General features: G+C 49.9%; 15 protein-coding genes and 1 riboswitch. Of the genes, 9 read left to right on the forward strand and 6 right to left on the reverse strand.

The annotated features are described in order from the left end of the window. The first annotated feature begins 386 nt into the window (after positions 1-386). Positions 387-1,112, forward strand: coding sequence for a hypothetical protein (locus tag QQM41_RS08035; protein WP_339076788.1), 726 nt, complete (start codon positions 387-389; stop codon positions 1,110-1,112). A gap of 630 nt (positions 1,113-1,742) precedes the next feature. On the opposite strand, the gene QQM41_RS08040 is transcribed toward QQM41_RS08035, so the two are convergent. Both QQM41_RS08040 and QQM41_RS08045 read right to left on the reverse strand, forming a co-directional pair. Then, positions 1,743-3,947 carry an FUSC family protein gene (locus tag QQM41_RS08040; RefSeq protein ID WP_339076789.1) on the reverse strand — a complete coding sequence of 735 codons (2,205 nt, stop codon included), beginning with the start codon at positions 3,945-3,947 and terminating at the stop codon, positions 1,743-1,745. Further along, positions 3,937-4,455 carry a MarR family transcriptional regulator gene (locus tag QQM41_RS08045; protein ID WP_339076790.1) on the reverse strand — a complete coding sequence of 173 codons (519 nt, stop codon included), beginning with the start codon at positions 4,453-4,455 and terminating at the stop codon, positions 3,937-3,939. Before QQM41_RS08045 ends, QQM41_RS08040 begins: the two co-directional genes overlap by 11 nt. A 154-nt stretch (positions 4,456-4,609) precedes the next feature. Further along, a riboswitch (cobalamin riboswitch) is annotated at positions 4,610-4,847 on the forward strand. A gap of 177 nt (positions 4,848-5,024) precedes the next feature. Between QQM41_RS08045 and QQM41_RS08050 the strand changes: the two genes are divergently transcribed. The 7 genes from QQM41_RS08050 to QQM41_RS08080 all read left to right on the forward strand — a co-directional run bounded on the left by QQM41_RS08050 (position 5,025) and on the right by QQM41_RS08080 (position 14,227). Then, a complete protein-coding gene (locus tag QQM41_RS08050) occupies positions 5,025-5,453 on the forward strand; it encodes a DUF1636 domain-containing protein (RefSeq protein WP_128105952.1) in 429 nt (142 codons plus the stop codon). After that, positions 5,450-6,502 carry a cobalamin biosynthesis protein CobW gene (gene cobW, locus QQM41_RS08055; protein ID WP_339076791.1) on the forward strand — a complete coding sequence of 351 codons (1,053 nt, stop codon included), beginning with the start codon at positions 5,450-5,452 and terminating at the stop codon, positions 6,500-6,502. The genes QQM41_RS08050 and cobW overlap by 4 nt, the downstream gene beginning before the upstream one ends. 19 nt (positions 6,503-6,521) lie before the next feature. Continuing rightward, complete coding sequence (cobN, locus tag QQM41_RS08060; protein WP_339076792.1) at positions 6,522-9,986, forward strand: cobaltochelatase subunit CobN; 3,465 nt, start codon at positions 6,522-6,524, stop codon at positions 9,984-9,986. Next, positions 9,983-11,344 (forward strand): cobyrinate a,c-diamide synthase, encoded by a 1,362-nt coding sequence (locus QQM41_RS08065; RefSeq protein WP_339076793.1) that lies wholly within the window; start codon positions 9,983-9,985, stop codon positions 11,342-11,344. Before cobN ends, QQM41_RS08065 begins: the two co-directional genes overlap by 4 nt. Positions 11,345-11,454: 110 nt before the next feature. After that, positions 11,455-12,069, forward strand: coding sequence for a histidine phosphatase family protein (locus tag QQM41_RS08070; protein ID WP_339076794.1), 615 nt, complete (start codon positions 11,455-11,457; stop codon positions 12,067-12,069). Further along, on the forward strand, positions 12,066-12,692 hold the full coding sequence (cobO, locus tag QQM41_RS08075) for a cob(I)yrinic acid a,c-diamide adenosyltransferase (protein ID WP_339076795.1): 627 nt from the start codon (positions 12,066-12,068) through the stop codon (positions 12,690-12,692). The genes QQM41_RS08070 and cobO overlap by 4 nt, the downstream gene beginning before the upstream one ends. 14 nt (positions 12,693-12,706) lie before the next feature. Beyond that, positions 12,707-14,227 (forward strand): cobyric acid synthase, encoded by a 1,521-nt coding sequence (locus QQM41_RS08080; RefSeq protein WP_339078089.1) that lies wholly within the window; start codon positions 12,707-12,709, stop codon positions 14,225-14,227. Between the two features lie 13 nt (positions 14,228-14,240). Here the strand turns inward: QQM41_RS08080 and bluB are convergent, their stop codons facing one another. Beyond that, positions 14,241-14,879 (reverse strand): 5,6-dimethylbenzimidazole synthase, encoded by a 639-nt coding sequence (gene bluB, locus QQM41_RS08085; RefSeq protein ID WP_339076796.1) that lies wholly within the window; start codon positions 14,877-14,879, stop codon positions 14,241-14,243. Next, positions 14,876-15,865, reverse strand: a complete 990-nt coding sequence (gene cbiB, locus QQM41_RS08090) for an adenosylcobinamide-phosphate synthase CbiB (protein ID WP_339076797.1) — start codon at positions 15,863-15,865, stop codon at positions 14,876-14,878. The genes bluB and cbiB overlap by 4 nt, the downstream gene beginning before the upstream one ends. Here cbiB and cobD point away from each other — a divergent pair. Beyond that, positions 15,864-16,982, forward strand: a complete 1,119-nt coding sequence (cobD, locus tag QQM41_RS08095; protein WP_339076798.1) for a threonine-phosphate decarboxylase CobD — start codon at positions 15,864-15,866, stop codon at positions 16,980-16,982. The genes cbiB and cobD overlap by 2 nt on opposite strands. Here cobD and cobS read toward each other — a convergent pair. Further along, on the reverse strand, positions 16,979-17,812 hold the full coding sequence (cobS, locus tag QQM41_RS08100; RefSeq protein WP_339076799.1) for an adenosylcobinamide-GDP ribazoletransferase: 834 nt from the start codon (positions 17,810-17,812) through the stop codon (positions 16,979-16,981). The two genes, cobD and cobS, sit on opposite strands and share 4 nt — an antisense overlap. Continuing rightward, a complete protein-coding gene (gene cobT / locus QQM41_RS08105) occupies positions 17,809-18,858 on the reverse strand; it encodes a nicotinate-nucleotide--dimethylbenzimidazole phosphoribosyltransferase (protein ID WP_339076800.1) in 1,050 nt (349 codons plus the stop codon). Before cobT ends, cobS begins: the two co-directional genes overlap by 4 nt. Positions 18,859-18,879 lie beyond the last annotated feature (21 nt).

Consider the following 18,879-nt stretch of genomic DNA (forward strand, 5'->3'; position numbering starts at 1 on the left):
ATTATTTTGTTTGCACAGATTTGTCTATTTTAATAGAATGTTGCTGCGAACTGTACAGATTCGGATCTACCAGAAATGTCGTGGGTTATTGCGAGTATAATGCTTTCTTCTAAAAATATATGAGGTGTATTTTCATGAGATTCGTGTGGGAAACGTTTCTTTTATCGTTCATGGACATCTCTCGATATGGTAAATATTTGTGTTTTTAGAGAAATTCTAGTGTGATTTAAGGATGTACAACTCCATACTATATACCTATTGAGTAGGTGGCAACGAGATATGGAAGTGGCTTGTTTTTTTGTTGCTATTAAGTATTTTATACCTCAGTACACGATTTTCCAGTGGTTTACAAACTGAGGTTCTGGAAAGCAAAAATTGGATAAAAAATGACACTTACATTACAAGGTATTCCATCAAGATCTAGCTGTATATTTTTGAGCCCTTCTAATATAGAAAAAATAACACAGGGTCGCTTGACTATAAATGGAATGGGTGAACGCAATAACGTTGTTGCATTTCACCCAAACTTTCATGAATTTCGCGGAAATGCTCGTATAAATTTTTGGGGAAGTGGAAATTTTTTGTATCTAGATCAAAACTCTCCACTGGAAGGGGAAATAAACTTTCCAGAAGATGATGGCTGTGCATATATATACGGCGGTATGCCTACATTGCGTCTTACTGCGGGTATTTATAAAAAATCAACTTTTGTTTGGGGTTTTGAAACTGTAAGTTTTGGAACCTCTGTGTGGGTGCATGGTGGCTGCACATGCAACATTGGTGAAAAAGGTTTGTGGTCCGAAGGTATCCAAGTTCGCACCAGTGACCATCATGCCATTGTTGATCTTGGAACAGGCACAATTTTAAACAGTCCTCGTGACGTCCTGATTGGTAGGCGAGTTTGGATTGGTGCGCAGGTATGCATCTTAAAAGGTACGCAAATTTCTGACGGTTCTATTGTAGGTGCACGCACAGTCGTTTCTGGTCCTATCGGAGAAAACGAATTATGGGCTGGCACGCCAGCTAGAAAGCTACGGGGAAATGTTTCATGGTCCGGAGTTAGTGATCCCTCGCCGGAAGCAATTAAGAATCTAATTTCTGGGAATGTGTAGATGTAAGATCTATATTTCGACTATTGCGGTGGATTCCAGACATTTTACATTATAAAAAATATATCGTATCTGGAGAATTTTTGCCCTGTACAGCCTATTGTCAGAAAGTAAATGATTAAGTATCAGAAGCTGAAGAAGGTCGTTCAGGTCGTTGATAAGACCAGTTTTCTGCTATGTCGGGTGATAGGCGTTAGTTTTACCGACAAGCTCACGAATTGTTAAGTCTGGGTGTTTGGCATTTATGTATCGGAACAAGCCGGGTCTTTATTGATCACTTTGTACCTTTCAAAAGACTGGACCTCAAAGTCCGAGCATATAAAGCTGGCACAGGTTCCTAAAAACGTAATGTTATGACAACGCCTGCATTGGTCTCGCAAACAATCAAACGTAGCGTTATTGTTGGTATATTATCTTGTGGAATTGTTGCAGACAGCGTTTTCGCTTGAACAATATGGAGTGCACTCTTTTCTAGATAGGAATTAGGGAAGCCCTTAGATTACAGGTAATCACCAGTTCGGATGGTATGGAACTGAAAAAAGATCGTTCCGTTCCTCACATCCACAGATGCTCTATCTTTCAACAAATACATCAAGTCAGATATACTCGCGTCTATTGCGTCACCACAATGCATTATAATGGTAGAGAACGATGGATCGGTCCGTATTTATCGTAAAACTCAGGAATGGTTCGGATAATGTCGGCAGCCTGTATCAGGCAGGAAATAGTTCTGTCTCGCATCAGGGAAGTGTCTTCTTGTTCTGAAGACGTTGCATGAACGACTGCAGCTGCCTGTTCCAGTGCATTTGCCGTGGTAAGTGGAGTGTGTCGCAACTGGGCAAAAGCTTGCAACGCATCTGCCAAGGCAGAGCGCGCCTGTGTGTTGAGTTTTAAGTGTTCTGCGTTCCAACGCAGGCGTAAAATGAGCCTTCCTAGGGAAAGTGTTGCAAAGGCTGCATCTGTATATCCCTGCCTGTCTATACCGGAAGGAATAAAGGAAAGACGCATCATCAACCGCGTAATTTTCTGAAGTTGAAGACTCTCCCATGCAATCCATTGCACCGGCTTGCGGCTATGGGAAAGAGCCAGTTGTTGTAGGCTACGCGTAAGGGAAGAAACTAACCGTGCAGCATCCAGCCGATGATCTGGCGGTAAAATAACCCGGAAAACCAACACCAGAAGCACGCAGGCGGCCACCATGGTCATCCAGTTATTGGTGAGTGCTAGGTCATTATAAACAATAGGGTTGTTGATAGAGAGCAGCATGGTGAAAAACACCGCATATCCAAATGCACCAATGCTGTAGCGTGGGTGAAATTGTAGCCATACGCCCGGCAGCAGAAACAGGCAGAGCGTCAGCCATAAAAGCGGGTAGCCATCTATGCGGGGTAAAAACAGGGAATGGCATAAAAATCCCATAGGCACGGCCAACATCGTCCCAGTTGCCATCATGGGGCTTGCTTTGCCGGCAGAGGGCGCCGTTGAAAGCAGGCTGGAGGCTGCCACCACGTACAGGATCAGCATAGGGCCTGCGCTCCAGTGGAAAACATACCATAACATGCCAGCCAGAAGCGCAATAAACATGCCACGTACACCATTACGCAAGGCAACAGGCCATTCCAGATATTGGCGCGTGTAAGAGGATTCACGATCGCGGCGCAAGCTCGTCAAATCGTACAGGGCCAGATCTATCTGCACTAGAATATCACGCGTATTATCTAGTGTTGCCAGCAAGCTGGGTGCCGGATTATTGCGTGAAAGTTGTTCCAGATTTTTCAGGCAATCATGTAAGCAGGTAGAAACTGGGGCGGGGTTTTCCAGCCAACCAGGTTGCTCTGTAAGATGCAGAATGTGCTCTAATGTTTCGGCAACATGCTGATGCACGGGGCGTGATTGTGCATCCACCAAAGAGAGGTTTAACCAATAGGGATGATAGCTGACAATCAGCCCGGTTAAACGGTTAAGAGCCAGACGCAGGTTAGAAATACGGGCCTGCATATCTGGGTCATCTGCAGCGGCAAATTCTATGGCTGGTGTTAAACCGGCCATACCTGCCAGAAGGCGGCTGCGGCTATCATAAAGGGGTTGTGGCAGGCTGCGGAATGCTGTGCCTGTGGTTGCGGTATCTGTGGTTTCAGATGGGTTGTTTTCTTCTGCCGCATGTTCTTCCGGTGTGGCAGAAAGGCCTTCCTGTGCATGAAAGTTTTTTGCATGGAGAATGGTATCCCGAAAAGCGTTTCCCAGCTTTTCCATCACCGCGCTGGGTTTGCGCGGGCTTGTCACCATAAATACGCAGGCTGTTACCACCACGCCTGTTACCACGGCAGATAAGCGCCCCATTGCAGAAAGAAAGATATTGTCTGGGTCTGCAAAAGCGGGTGCAGCAATAATAACAATTGTATAACCGGTTAGCACGGCAGCATAGGCACGAAAGAAGCGCAGAAACGTGGCCACCATGCAGGCTATACCTACAAAAACAGAAAGCGCTGCAAAATACAGAACGGGAGACTGCACAAACACAGCCATAATGCCAACGCTAATAACAGCCCCGATAACTGTGCCGATAACACGCCATACGCTTTTTGAAACCATGGCCCCTACAGTTGGGTTTGCCACAATAAGAACAGTTGTGGCTGCACTGAGGGGGGAATGAAGTTGGAACATAAATGCCAGAAAAACGGCAATGCCAATGCACAAAAACACGCGGGCAGAATAACCTGCGGTAGCTTTAAAAGCATTCCATTGGGCTTCATCAGAAAAAAAAGCCGGTAAGCAGCGGGATAATAGAGTGTTAAGGGAAAAGAGCGTATGACTGCTGTGCTCAGATCTAGCGTTCATGATGCGTTTCCAGCATGCAGGACAGATCATGAATTAAGCTACGTACCTGATCTTCTGTAAGATTCTGGCGAACGTTCTGCTCAAGTTGCGCTGCAATGGTATGGAACAGCGTACATCTTTCCTGCCCAGCAGAAGTAAGCACAAGTTTTTTGGCACGCCGGTCCCGCGTATCCTGCAGGCGAGTGATCAGCTTTTGTTTTTCCAGCAAATCAAGAATACGTACTAGTGCCGAGCAATCCACATTCATGGCGGCTGCAAGATCACTTTGCGTGGCGCCATCGGGCATCATCATCAAATAAGCCATCGGGCGCATGCTGGCCAATGTCATGCCATGCGGGCGTAAAGCCCGGTCCAGTTGCGTGCGCCAGACGGTGGCTAACCGCATAATGCGGAAGATAAGCGCCATGTCTGAAAAACGCGTTTCATCCAGTGTGGGCAGAACGCGTGGGGAGGTCATAGAATCCTCATTAGTTAGCGAAAGAATATTTGACATATAAAGTATATTCATACGAATATAACATAGCTGTTTTGCGCGTCAATAATGGAAATAAGGCTGCAAAGCACAGGAACATTAGCGTGAAGCCTCAATCCTGTTTCAGATCAGCAGACTTTTAAAGTTGCAGGGCTAAAACTGCGGGTTGAAAGCAAAGGCCGCTTATGCGCATTGTGCGCGGGCTAATGGTGTCCTTTACGGGATGAAAAGGGAAGAACGGTGCAAGGCCGTCGCTGCCCCCGCAACTGTAAGTTACCCATGGTGTTCCGTATGGGCTTTCTGGCCCAATGTGCCACTGGCCTATGTGCAGGCTGGGAAGGTAGGGAACGCTGTTTTATGTTCTGGCCTGTAAGGGAGAGCATATGTGGGTACAAGCCAGGAAACCTGCCATTGGTGCCTTATGCGTAAGCATATAGGCGGGCCTTAATTATTAAGTTCTGGCGTTGCTGCTGGCGGGGTGCCCGGCAGGCATAGATGCACCATAGGGTGCATTTCTTCTGTCATCTCTGGGCAGGGGCGCCGGGTATCTGCACCCCTTTCAAGCAGCCGTTCTTTTAGAATGGTAGTTATTTCAGGGATACAGCATGGCCGAAGCGTCCGATTCTTCTCAAAAATCACCTCAGAATCGCCCTGTTTTGCATGTGTGTGTCACATGTCGGCGTGGTGGACCTGCTATGGATCAGCCGCCGGGTGCCCAGTTGTATGCACGTTTGCAGACCTTGGTGCAGGAAGCAGAAGCTGCTGGGCAGGAAGCTCCGGTTCTGTTGCGTCAGGTGCAGTGTCTGGCTGCCTGTGATCGCGGATGCACTGCAGCTATTGCCATGCCAGAGCGTTGGACATGGTTATTAGGGCATCTGGGCGCTGAAAAAGCAGAAGATCTTCTGACGTATGCCCAACTCTATGCAAAATCCGCGCGGGGCACGGTCATGCCTTCGCGCCGTCCGGCATCTCTTTCCAATATGGTGCTGGGGCGTGTTCCCGCACAACTTTATGATGAACAGGAGCCTTCATGACACTCGCATCTCGCGTGCCTGTAACCATTATCACTGGTTTTTTAGGGGCAGGCAAAACAACCCTTTTGCGCAATCTTCTTCAGCGTGCAGCAGGGCACCGCATTGCCGTGGTGGTGAACGAATTTGGTTCTCTTGGCATTGATGGAGAAATTCTGCGCGGGTGCGGCGTGGAAGGCTGCAAGGAAGATGATATTGTCGAACTGACCAATGGCTGCCTGTGCTGCACGGTAGCAGATGATTTTCTGCCAACAATGGAAGCCCTGCTAGATCGGGCCGATCCGCCAGAACATGTAGTTATTGAAACATCAGGTCTGGCGCTGCCTAAACCATTGCTCAAGGCCTTTGGGTGGCCAACAGTGCGCAACCGCATGACTGTTGATGGGGTGATAACCGTAGTGGATGCACCAGCAGTAGCTGCTGGCCGTTTTGCAGATGACCCGGAAGCTATTGCCCAGCAGCGTGTGGCAGATCCATCCCTAGATCATGACAACCCTTTGGCAGAGGTTTTTGAAGATCAGATCAACGCTGCAGATCTTGTGGTGTTGAACAAGACAGATCTGCTTGATGCAGATGCGCTTGCACGCGTTGAAGATGAAATCCGCCACACAGCACCGCGCCCTGTGCAGATTGTACGTGCCACGGAAGGCAAGGTAGATCCGGCCATATTGCTTGGTATCGGAGCTGCGGCAGAAGCTGATCTGGCCGCTCGTCCTTCCCATCATGATGCAGAAGATGGCGAACACGAACATGATGACTTCGAAAGTTTTGTGGTGCGTGTGCCTGAGCAACAGAGTGTGGAACAGTTTTTAACGCTCTTGCAGGATACAGCACGCCGTTATGATGTGCTGCGCATGAAAGGTTTTGCTGCAGTGGCAGGTAAGGCCATGCGTTTGGCAGTGCAGGGTGTGGGAACGCGTTTTCGGCATGAATTTGATCGCCCTCTTGCTGCCAACGGTGGACGAGAAGGCCGCATTGTCGTGATCGGGCAAAAGGGGCTGGAGGCTCCGGCTATAGCCAAGGCGCTTGGCGGTACATTGGTAACGGCCTGATTAAGGACGGAGTGGGCTTATGCATCTCTTGGTGCGGGAAAACCGGACGCTTGATGAACAGGAAGTGGCGGAAGATCTCAATCTTCCTTCAGCTGATCTGGTTGTACTTTCTTTTACAGAAAGCGATCTTCTGGCCCTGCGCCATGCAGAAGCTCTCTTACGTGCACAAACTGAAGGAAGCGCGTTGCGCCCTACCTTGCAGGTTACAAGCCTTGCACGGTTACGCCACCCTATGTCGATTGATCTGTATATTGAAACCACATTGCAAAAAGCGCGCTGTGTTGTCGTGCGGTTGCTGGGTGGTTTGGATTACTGGCGCTATGGGGCAGAAGAGTTAGCGGCATGGAGCCGTGAAACAGGTGTGCCGCTAGCTTTGCTACCCGGTGATATTTTGCAAAGCCATAGCTCTGATGCGCAGCACCAAGCAGGACATATAGGAGGTGATAGGCGGCTGGCAGAACTTTCCACCGTTTCTGCTGAACATTACGCGCGCTTAAATGGTTTTTTCCAGCAAGGTGGCCCGGATAATATCTGTGCAGCATTAGGGCTCATGTCTGCTCTTGCAGGTATGCAGGAAGATCAGGGAACACAACCCAAAGCATTGCCAGCATGGGGTGTGTATCGCTCTTATTCTCCTGCCGCCGCTCAGACGCAACTCCAGATAAAAGCGATCATACTTCTGTATCGCGCGCATTTGCTGGTAGGGGATGTGGCGGGCCCGGAATGTCTGGCAGAAGAACTGGCACAGCGTGGCTGCACTGTAGAAATTGTGTATGTTACATCTTTAAAGGACCCATCCGTTTCCAAAGATGTAAGCCATTACCTACAATCTGCAAAACCTGATGTTGTTCTGGATGCAACGTGCTTTTCTGCACGAAACCAGAATGGTTTTTCACCATTGGATGTAGCTGATGCGCCTATTCTGCAACTTTTGCAGCCGGGATGTACACAGGCTTTGTGGGAAGAAAGCCCACGTGGTCTGGCACGGGCAGATATGGCCATGCAAGTGGTCTTGCCAGAGTTGGATGGCACAATTGCAACTTTTCCAATTTCTTTCAGAAAGGATGCGGAGCCTGGGCAGCCTGCGTTCAGAGATCCTTATAAACCAGGTATAAAGTTGGTGGCAGGCCGTGCAATTGCATGGGCTAGACTGCGGAAAGTTCCGCAATCAGACAAGAAAATATCTATTATTCTGTCTGATTATCCAGGCGCGGGGCTAGAAAAATCTGGAGCGCATATAGCGCATGCTGTAGGATTGGATGGTTTTGCATCAACTTCTTCCATTCTCACATTCTTACATCATGCAGGCTATAATATAGGAGCAGAAGATGCTCCTGATGCAAAAGCTCTTGCTGCTGCTTTGATGGATAGCTGCTCAAAGCCTGTTCTGGATACAAAGCTCTATCGTCAGCTTTTGGCAGATTTAGATCCGGCTTTTGTGCAATCTGTTTGTGCAGCATGGGGTGACCCTGAACAGGATGCCAATGTAAAAGATGGTGTTTTTTGCCTGCGTTACATTCAGCTGGGGAATATTTCTCTGGCTGTGCAACCAGACAGAGGGGCCGCGGCTGATCGTAAAGCCCTGTATCATGATCCGGATACACCGCCATGCCATGCGTATGTTGCGTTTTACTTGTGGTTGCAGCATGTGAAAAAGCTCGATGCCATGGTGCATTTAGGTACGCATGGCACACTGGAATGGTTGCCCGGTAAGGCTGTGGCGTTATCTCCATCTTGTGGGCCAACCGTATTAACAGGTGATTTACCAGTTATTTACCCATTTATTGTTAATAATCCGGGCGAGGCTGCGGCCGCACGCCGGCGTTTGGGAGCGGTTATTATTGGCCATATGACGCCCCCTGTTATGCAGGCTGAACTTTCGGCAGAGGCGCAGGAACTCGAACGCCTGATTGATGAATATGCTGAGGCAGATGGGCTGGATCCTCGTCGCGGTGCTTTATTGCGTGCTGATATTCTGGATAAAGCCATACGCACGGGTATGCTGGCCGAAAGTGGTGTGCGCCCCGGAGAACTGGATGAAGCAGAAGCACTTGCACGGCTTGATGCTTATTTGTGCGATGTAAAAGATCTGCAAATTCGTGATGGCCTGCATGTTTTTGGTAAACCAGCTACACATTCCAAAAAACTGGTGCAAATTATTGCGCAGGCCTGTGGGCGGCAGGAAGATGCTGCTTTTACGTCTAATGTCGCGCATAAAATCATGCAAAGTGGGCAAGCGGAGGCTCAGGCGCTTCTTGCTGCCTTAAGTGGGCGTTTTGTCGCACCTGGCCCAGCAGGAGCCCCAACCCGCGGGCGCGTAGATGTGCTGCCAACAGGGCGTAACCTGTTTACGGTGGACCCACGTGCATTGCCCACACCCTCTGCCATGGTGCTGGCCAAAAAAATGGAAAAACTGTTGCTGACAAGGCATTTGCAGGAACAGGGCGAACATCTGACGCATATTGTTATGGATATGTGGGGATCTGCCAGCTTACGTACGGGCGGTGAGGATATGGCGCTTGCCTTGCGCCTTATGGGGGTGGAAGTGCAGCGCACTGCCAGTACAGGGCATGTATGCGGGTTTGAAATTATTCCCTTGCCATTGCTGGACAGGCCAAGAGTGGACGTAACTTTGCGTGTTTCTGGCTTGTTTCGGGATGCTTTTGCAGATCAGATAGCCCTGTTTGATCAAGCTGTGACTGCTGTTGCCCAACGAAATGAACCGGCTGAATGGAACCCTCTGGCAGCTTCTGTCAAAGGGCTGGAAGGAGAGGCCCGAAAGCGTGCCACGGCTCGTATTTTTGGGGCTGCGTCTGGTAATTACGGCACAGGTGTTGAGGAACGCCTGAATACTGGCGCTTGGGACAATAAGCAGGAACTCGGAACAGCTTGGCTGGAAGGATCATCCTGGACATATGGTGGTGGCAGAGATGGCCAGCAGGATATGCAGGCGCTTTCCAATTTGGTTGGCCAGGCAGAAGCTGTGCTGCATGTGCAGGACAATGCAGAAACCGATATTTTAGAAAGCCCGGATATAGCTGCGCATGAAGGTGGTCTTTCTGCCGCCGCGGCTACATTAGGGGCAATGCCAACTATATTGCATGGAGATACATCTCGGCCGGATATGCCCCGCTTGCGTACAGCAGCGCAGGAAGTGGCGCGTATTGTGCGCGGCCGGTTGGCTAATCCGCAATGGATTTATGGCATGCAGCAGCACGGATACGCAGGGGCCGCAGAAATGGCGCGCGGGCTAGATGCGTTGCACGGATTTGCGGCCACGTTGCCCCAACGTTTTGATAGGCAATTTGATCTAGTTTTTGACCAAACCTTAGGTAATGCCGTGTGTGATGCATTCTTGAAACAGGAAAACCCAGCAGCACGGGAAGCGATGCGCGCACGCTTTGCCGATGCATGGCGGCGAGGCTTGTGGCATCCACGGGGAAATAGTGTGGCTTGTGTTTTGGATGAGGAAAACAAGGCATGAAAACCCCTCGTATTATTATGGTTGCGGCCCCTCGCTCTGGTGGTGGCAAAACAACGGTTACACTTGCATTGCTGGCAGCTTTTCAGCGCCGAGGGTTACGGGTTGGGGCCGTTAAAACTGGGCCGGATTATATAGATCCCGCTTTTCATGCCGCTATCACACATCGCCCACCTCTGAACTTGGATAGCTGGTGCATGCCTACAGATTTATTGGCTGGCATTATGGATGCCGCTGCCAAAGATGTAGATGTGGTTGTGGTGGAATCTGCCATGGGTTTGTTTGATGGATTGATGGCGCCAGAGGGTGCACGTGGCGCGCCTTCTGATATCGCAGCTCTATTTGGTATTCCTGTTTTGCTGGTGCTGGATGTTTCCGGGCAGGGGCAATCTGTCGGGCCAATTGCACAGGGTTTTGCACGGTGGTCCGATGCTGTGCAGGTGCATGGTGTTGTACTAAACCGCGTTGCATCCGAACGGCACGAGCGTTTGGCGCGCTCTGCTGTGGCTATGGCAGACCTGCCTGTTTGTGGTGCCCTCCTGCGCCAAAAGGGTGAGGTATTGCCAGAACGGCACTTGGGGCTGGTGCAGGCGCGTGAGCACGGCAACCTCGCAGGGTGGTTATCTGACCTTGCAGATAAGGCAGAGCGTGAACTGGATTTGGATGCCATTTTAGAAGCGGCAACGCCTTTGGCTGAGCGGAAAGTGGATCCGGTATCTATGGCAAAGGCGTGTATTCCTCCTCCGGGGCAACGTATTGCCGTGGCAGATGATGCCGCTTTTTCGTTTCTATATGGGCATCTTTCTTTATTCTGGCGACAAGCTGGTGCGGAATTGGTGCCGTTTTCTCCCTTGGCCAATCAGGCTCCAGACGCTTCTTGTGATGCTTGTTGGTTGCCCGGAGGATACCCAGAACTTTACGCAGGCCAAGTAGCGCAGGCAGAGCACTTTAAAAAAGGGTTGCAGGATTTTGCGCTTAAGCACCCAGTGCATGGGGAATGCGGGGGCTATATGGTTTTGGGCCGTGCATTAGAAGATGCACAGGGGCAAATACATTCCATGACAGGTTTGTTAGGGCATGTAACATCTTTTGCACATCGGAAGCTGCATTTGGGCTATCGTGAAGCCACATTACTGGCAGATAATGTATTGGGTTGTGCAGGTACACGCTTGCGTGGGCACGAATTCCATTATGCTACAGTCACAGAAACAGGTGATGATGCACCACTGGCTGATTTGGCAGCAGGTGATGGCACATCCCTTGGTGTGTGTGGTGGTCAGCGTGGTTTGGTTTCCGGATCATTCTTTCATGTTCTGGCGCGGTGCTCCAATCAGAATATTTTGAACTCTTCCTATTTGTGAAAAGAGCATATGCAAAAACGAACGCGGAAATTTGTGTGATAACAAGGTATGCACAAAGTGCTCTGCCGTCCTGATAAAGCCGGGGCAGGCGGTGAGAAGGAGATATTGAAATGCGATCTTTTCCCGTGTTGCTGGTAAGGCATGCTCCTGTTCAGGTTGCGCAGGGCGTTTGTTATGGCAGGCAGGATGTTGCTCTCAAACCTGGGTGGGAGAATATCGTTTCTGGGCTTTCTGTTCTTGCAAAAGGTGCTGTGTGCCAGGTTTTATACAGTTCTCCTGCGCAAAGATGTTGGCAGATGGCGCAGCGTTTGGCGCAAAGTGCGGGTATGGAATTACGCGTGGATCATCGGTTAGCGGAATTGAATTTTGGTAGGTGGGAAGGTGTGCGTTGGCAGGATATAGACCGCACATTGCTGGATGAATGGGCACAGAATCCGGCAGGTTTTGCACCGCCAGAAGGTGAAAGTGGGCAAGATCTGCATCAGAGAATTCAAAGCTTTTGGCGCGAAGTGTGTCAGCGCGAAGAAAATGTATGTGTTTTATCGCATGGGGGGCCGCTAAGGCTGCTTAGCGCCTTTGCAGGCGGCTATAAACCGCAGCTTCTTGCACCTTCTATGCCGCAGGGGTTTGCGCGCTTGTTCATGGTAGGTGACAAGAGCAACTTGAATTTAACTGAAGCAGATTTTCACAAACATCATAAAAAGAAAGAACCGTGCCAGGTATGACAAGTTCGCAAAAGCCACCATCAGCACAGGATGCAGAGCATCACCGTACCAAAATGCAAAAACGCAAAGCTGTGCAAGATAAAGAAGTTGCCAGCAAGACAGTGGAAAAAGGCCTGTTGATTGTAAATACAGGTGCCGGAAAAGGAAAATCTACTGCAGCATTTGGTCTGGCTTTGCGGATGCTCGGATATGGGCGGCGTGTTGTTGTGATCCAGTTTATCAAAGGGGCTTGGCATACGGGGGAGCGCAAGGCGCTGGAGCGATTTGAAGATCTGGTAGAATGGCACGCTCTGGGTGAAGGCTTTACATGGGAAACGCAGGATAAAGCACGAGATATTGCTGCGTGCCAGCGTGCATGGCGTGTTGCACAGCAAACACTGGCAAACCCGGATGTTGGGTTGGTTATTCTAGATGAGCTAAACATTGCACTCAGATATGATTACCTGCCTATAGAACAGGTGTTGGCAGATATTTCCGCACGCCCCGCAAACCAGCATGTTGCCGTAACAGGCCGCAATGCCAAGGAAGCCATGCTGGAAGCGGCTGATTTGGTGACAGAAATGACATTGGTGAAACACCATTTTAAAGCAGGCGTAAAAGCGCAGGAAGGCATAGAGTTTTGAGTGCTCGCGTTCTGATGGTGCAAGGCACCGGGTCCAGCGTAGGCAAATCTACACTTGTTGCAGGTCTTGCGCGGGCTTTTACGCGGCGTGGTCTGAGAGTGTTACCTTTTAAGCCGCAGAACATGTCCAATAATGCTGCAGTAACATGGGATGGTGGTGAAATTGGGCGTGCTCAGGCCTTGCAGGCGCGTGCCTGTGGCGTGCCTGCAAGCGTGGATATGAATCCTGTTTTGCTCAAACCACAAGGGGAAACAGGCGCGCAGCTTGTTGTGCAAGGGCGTATTGAAGAAACAGTGCAAGCGCGGGATTATCAAAGCCGAAAAGCATTTTTAATGCCGGCTGTTTTACAAAGTTTTTCCAAACTTGCGGCCAAGGCAGAACTGGTTTTGGTAGAAGGTGCTGGGTCTGCTTCTGAAGTCAATTTACGAGCACATGATATTGCCAATATGGGGTTTGCAGAAGCTGTAAACGCACCGGTTGTACTTGTGGGGGATATAGATAGAGGCGGAGTAATTGCCAGCCTTGTTGGCACACAGGTTGTTGTAAGTCAGGAAGATGCTCAACGTATTAAAGGGTTTATTGTAAACCGCATGCGGGGTGATCCAACATTATTTGCTTCTGGGATGCAGTTTATTGCTGAACGCACAGGATGGCAGCCATTAGGACTTGTACCGGATTTGCCAGAAGTGAGAAGCTTGCCAGCAGAAGATGCGGCTGATCTGGATGAAAAACTTGCGTATGCAGAAAAGAATTCAAAAACAAAATTAAATCAAAATACTCCGTTGCGTGTTGTCGTGCCTCTTTTGCCGATGATCGCGAACTTTGATGATTTAGACCCACTTTATGCAGAACCCGGTGTGCACCTTATTCCGGTTAAACGTGGGCAGATTTTGCCAGAATGTGATCTGATTATATTGCCTGGATCAAAAGCAACCCTATCTGATCTTGCCTGTTTGAAAGAGCAGAGGTGGGGCAAGCAGATTGCAGAACATGTTGCCAATGGCGGCTATGTGATGGGAATTTGTGGTGGTTACCAGATGTTGGGTAAGACTGTTGCTGATCCTTATGGAACAGAAGGAGCAGTAGGGCAGACGGAAGGCTTGGGCCTGTTAAAAATTGATACAGTTTTAAGCCGAGATAAAAGTCTGGAACACAAGGAAGGAAAACTGGCAATAGAAGGTCGTAAAGTTGCTGGATATGAAATGCATGTAGGGCAAACAACAGGTTCAGATTGCCAAAACCCATTGATTTATTTAGATAACCAAGCCGAAGGTGCCGTTTCTGTCAATGGGCGTGTATGGGGCACCTATTTGCACGGTATTTTCAACCATCGCGCCGCACGTATGGCTTTGCTGGCACGTATAGGTGGGGCTGCATTTCAGCCAGATGGCGTATGGAATACAGCTGGCGCAGATTTGCCTATGTGCCATGATCAAAGTGTCGAACAGGCATTGGATGCGCTGGCTGATCATCTGGAACAACATATTGATCTTGATGCCGTGTTGCAGTTGGCTGCTGTGCCAGCGGGTATTTAAAGCCGCGTATATTTTAGCGTTGAATCCACCGCCTTCTGGCTGGGTTGCGTTGTTCCCACCCGCGGCGTTCCAGTTCAGGCGTATTGGCATATTGTTCAGGAAAGCCAACACATAGATAGGCAAGAAACTGCCAATTGGGTTCGACACTTAAAGCAGCATGTGCTTCTTGCGGGTTAAGAATGGAAACCCATCCTACCCCAACACCGCGTGCAGTGGCAGCCAACCAAAAAGTATGAATGGCCATAACAGCAGACCACGTGGTGGTTTGCGGCATAGTGGTCCGGCCGAGCCCACGCCCCTGTTTGGGGTTGGTTTCGCAAAATACAGCAATATGATGAGGAGCATCATCCAACCCGGCAAGTTTTAGCCGAGCATAGCGTTGCGCATCTTTTCCTTCGCGCCCTTCCAGCTCCTGCGTATTGCTGCGCATAAAGTTCTGGCGGATAGCATCGCGGCGGCGAGAATCATTTACCAGCACAAAGCGCCATGGTTCACTCAACCCGACTGAGGGTGCCAAGCACGCCGTTTCCAGCAGCTCATCCAGGACGGGCGTTGGGAGGGGTGTTGTGCGAAAATGCCTTACATCTCGCCGCCATATAAGCAGTTGCTCTAATTGGTTCTGAAAAGAAGGTGAGAAAAAAGGTGCTGTCATGACTTTATCATGCAGCCAATAGCGGCCAGCAGCAACCCACCTATCAGAATACCACACGCTCTGCGGTAAAGGGTAAGGCCGTGTTCCAAATCATGCAGGGTGGCAGTTGTGGTGCCTTCTCCAATCCACCCATCATCTACTATGGTGCCTGCATAATTGCGGGGACCACCAAATTTTACACCAAGAGCTGTGGCTAGAGCTGTTTCTGGCCATCCTGCATTGGGGGAGCGATGGCGGCGCGCATCTCGCCAAATGGTGGACCAGATTGTGCGCCAGTGTGTTGGGGGGCTGGAAAGCAGAATACACAATGCGGCCAAGCGGGAAGCTGGCAGGTTAATCAGATCATCCATTTTGGCAGCAGCCATGCCGAATGCTGCATAACGAGGGTTAAGGTGGCCGATCATGCTGTCTGCCGTGTTAACGGCTTTATAAAAGACAGTTCCGGGCAAGCCGAGTAATGCCGTCCAGAATAAAGGGGCAACAATGCCGTCGGAAAAGTTTTCTGCCAGACTTTCCAAGGCTGCACGCACAACGCCGGTTTCATCCAGCACAGATGTATCGCGCCCCACAATTTGGCTTACCGCATTGCGTCCGCCTTCCACTTCGCTGTGTTGAAGTGCCGTGGCAACTGCTTTGACATGCACCCATAAAGACTTCTGAGCCACTAGTGTGCATGCGGCTACAGCCTGCACACCAAGCATAAAAGTTGCAGGTAAAAGCATATAACCAATATGGAGGATCAGTACCGTCAGCCCGACAGGAATACCAACAAGCAGCAAAAGCGTGAACAAACCGGATATCCGGCGTGCGGTATCTGACCATTCAGGCCGGTTGAACGTCTGCTCCAGCCTGTTTATCAAGAAGCCAATCCACACAACAGGGTGGCTTATTGTAGCAAACAGCGGTGCAGGATATCCGCATAAGGCTTCTAGCCCCGCAGCTATAGCGGCAACGGGTAGGGTTGTAGAAAAAGGATAAAGCAGCATGGTAGATGCAGGCGTGCGGGAAAAGCGGCAAGAAGGCAAGGGGTATCCGCTGCAACAGGCATCTGCAGTTTCTGTGTCGCCTGCAAAAACATCATCAGCACCAAGCTATATCCCTGTACATGGCGGGCAAGTGCAAAAAATTATGCAGATGTTTGCAGATGCACCGCAACCGTTTGTAGACCTTTCTACAGGGATCAGTCCTTTTGCTTACCCAGCAAAATTGCCTGATCTATCTGCTTTGCACACATTGCCAGAAGAGGCAGAAGAAGCGGCGTTACAGCATGCTGCTGCTACAGCATATGGCGTTTCTGACGCCTGCATGGTGGTTGCTGGTGGAGGAAGCCAGAGCCTGATTGCTTTGTTGCCAAGGGTGTTGAAGGCAGAACGGGCCTGCATATTGGGGCCAACGTATTCCGGGCACGTGCAGGCATGGAAGCAGAACGGCATTTCAGTTTCAGAAGTATCTGATTTTGCTGATCTACAATTGGCAGCACAGCAAAAAAATACGGTCTGCGTTGTATGTAACCCCAATAATCCTGATGGGCGTTTGATACAGGCTTCGCATCTGCTTGATTTGGCTCATACCTGCCAGACTGCGGGAAGTTGGTTGGTGGTGGATGAGGCTTTTGCAGATATTACTGGCCAGAGTGTTGCGTTTGCATTGCCGCACCCTGCGTTGCTTGTTTTACGTTCTTTTGGCAAAACATATGGGTTACCAGGGGTAAGGCTGGGGTTTTTGTTGGCTCAACCTAGCATAGCCGCATATGCGCGGGATCTGTTGGGATCATGGCCTGTGAGCACCATTGGGTTGTCAGTTGGATGCCAAGCCCTGCAGGATAAAGAATGGTTAAGGCAGGCTTCAATTAAACTGCGTACTGCAAGTTCTCGTTTGAAAAAATTGCTGACAAAATCAGGATTAAACCACAAAGGCCAAGCTGTTTTGTTTGAGCTAGTAGAATGCGAACAGGCCACAGATTTATGGCAGCATCTTTGCCAGAAAGGAATTGTAACCCGGATTTTCCCGTACAATGCCCAGTGGCTGCGCATGGGCTTGCCTGCATCCGAACAGCAATGGCACAGGTTGGAAGAAGCTTTGCAGGATTGGTGTGCACTTTAATAAAAAAGCGCTGATAATACCGTCATAATTACACATTCTGTAATAACAGCACAGGCTCCTAGAATATCACCTGTATAGCCACCAAGTTTGCGTTTTGCATATTGGGCTATCAGTAAGGCGATAGCCAAAGCCAGCAAAAGAGGAATCGCTATAAATGTTAGTAAATATGCCATTGTCAGCGGGACGGGTATTAAAAATACTGCCAGCAAAGTGCTAAGACAGATCGCGCCCGTTATAGCGATTGTTAGATTGTTGCGTGGCAAGGGGTAAAGCGAGCGTGCCAGACCATCTGGCCGGGCCGGTGGAACTGTTTTTGTAACAACCAAAAACGCGCCACGTGCCAAGCATCCAGCAAGCCCACATATCAGGCAAGCCAATGCGATGGAATGTATGGATGAAAGCACGCCCGCGCGTATCAAGATTGCCAAACACAAAGCCAGCACCCCGTAACTGCCAATGCGGCTATCACGCATGATTTCCAGCTTGCGCTCAGGGGTTATGCCACCAGAACTATCGGCGGTATCGGCCAATCCATCTTCATGTAAGCCGCCTGTTATAAGAACTTGCGCTCCTAACGCTATGCCCGCTGCTGCAAGGGGCGGAATGTGGCTCAATTGTAATGTTGCGGACAGTCCCCCAGTAAATACTCCAATGCCCATGCCAACAAGAGGCCAGCACCAGATAGATTGTGCCAAGGGCCAAGAAGTAGAACTATTTTGGTAAGCAGCAGGTAACAGCCAATTCACAGGTATGCGGGTAAGAAGCCCAATACCACAGGCCAAATGCAACCGTAATCTATCTAATATGGAAAGGGAGCCAGAAGAGGTCATGTTTTCTGGCTTACAGCGGCTTCTGCAAAAGTAGCCATACCTGTGTGGCAGGCGAGTGCTGCACGTAAAATGGAAACAGCGAGAGCAGCGCCTGAGCCTTCACCCAACCTTAGTCCCAATCCCAAAAGGGGCTCTAATTTAAGATAGGAAGCAAGGCGATGCGTTTGGCCTGTTGTGGTAGCGCAGTGCGAAAGGCAGGTATGGGCCAGTCCATCAGGATGTAACCGCGCAAGAGGTGCAGTGGCTGCCGTACAAACAAAGCCATCTAGCAGCACGGGTACGTTCTTATGCCTGGCAGCCAATGTGGCACCCAATGTGGCTGCCAGTTCGTATCCACCAACACAACGTGCGGTTTCCAATGGATCAGAAGATGCGTGCTGATGCAGGGTAAGTGCTGCGTCAATAACAGTTGCTTTGCGCTTTAATCCTGCATCATCTGCACCGGTTCCGCGCCCGGCCCAGATAATGCCGCTTTCCTTAAATAAGGCGGCGGCCAAAGCTGCTGCGGTTGTGGTGTTTCCAATGCCCATTTCACCCAGGCACAGTAGATCGCAGTCAGATGAAACGGCATTGTAGCCAAGCGTGACAGCTTGCAAGAAATCCTGCTCTGTCATGGCAGCTGCATGCGTAAAATCTGCTGTAGGTTGCAGATCATGCACAGGAATAACGTGCAAGGATGCCCCAACCGTTCTGGCGATCTGGTTGATAGCAGCCCCTCCGTTACGGAAATTACTGACCATTTGAGCTGTAACATCAGAAGGCCAAGGAGAGATTCCTTGCCGCGTTACTCCGTGGTTGCCTGCAAAAACCAAGACCTGCACATTTTCCAGTTGTGGTGTGGCACGTTGCTGCCAACCGCCTAGCCAGCTTGTCAGTTCTTCAAGGCGGCCAAGGCTACCTTCGGGCTTGGTAAGCTGCTGCTCACGCTGTGCAATGGCGTTTTGGGCAGCCTTATCTGCTTGCGGCAAATTGCTACATAGGTTTCTGAGTTCCTGCATGGAACCAAGGCAGAGCGGCGCGTTAGAAAAAGAAAGAGATGCTGGCATATCGTTGATTTTGTGATGTTA

The sequence above is a fragment of the Acetobacter sp. AC2005 genome, assembly GCF_037901235.1.
In the GTDB taxonomy this organism is placed as follows: Bacteria; Pseudomonadota; Alphaproteobacteria; order Acetobacterales; family Acetobacteraceae; genus Acetobacter; species Acetobacter oryzoeni.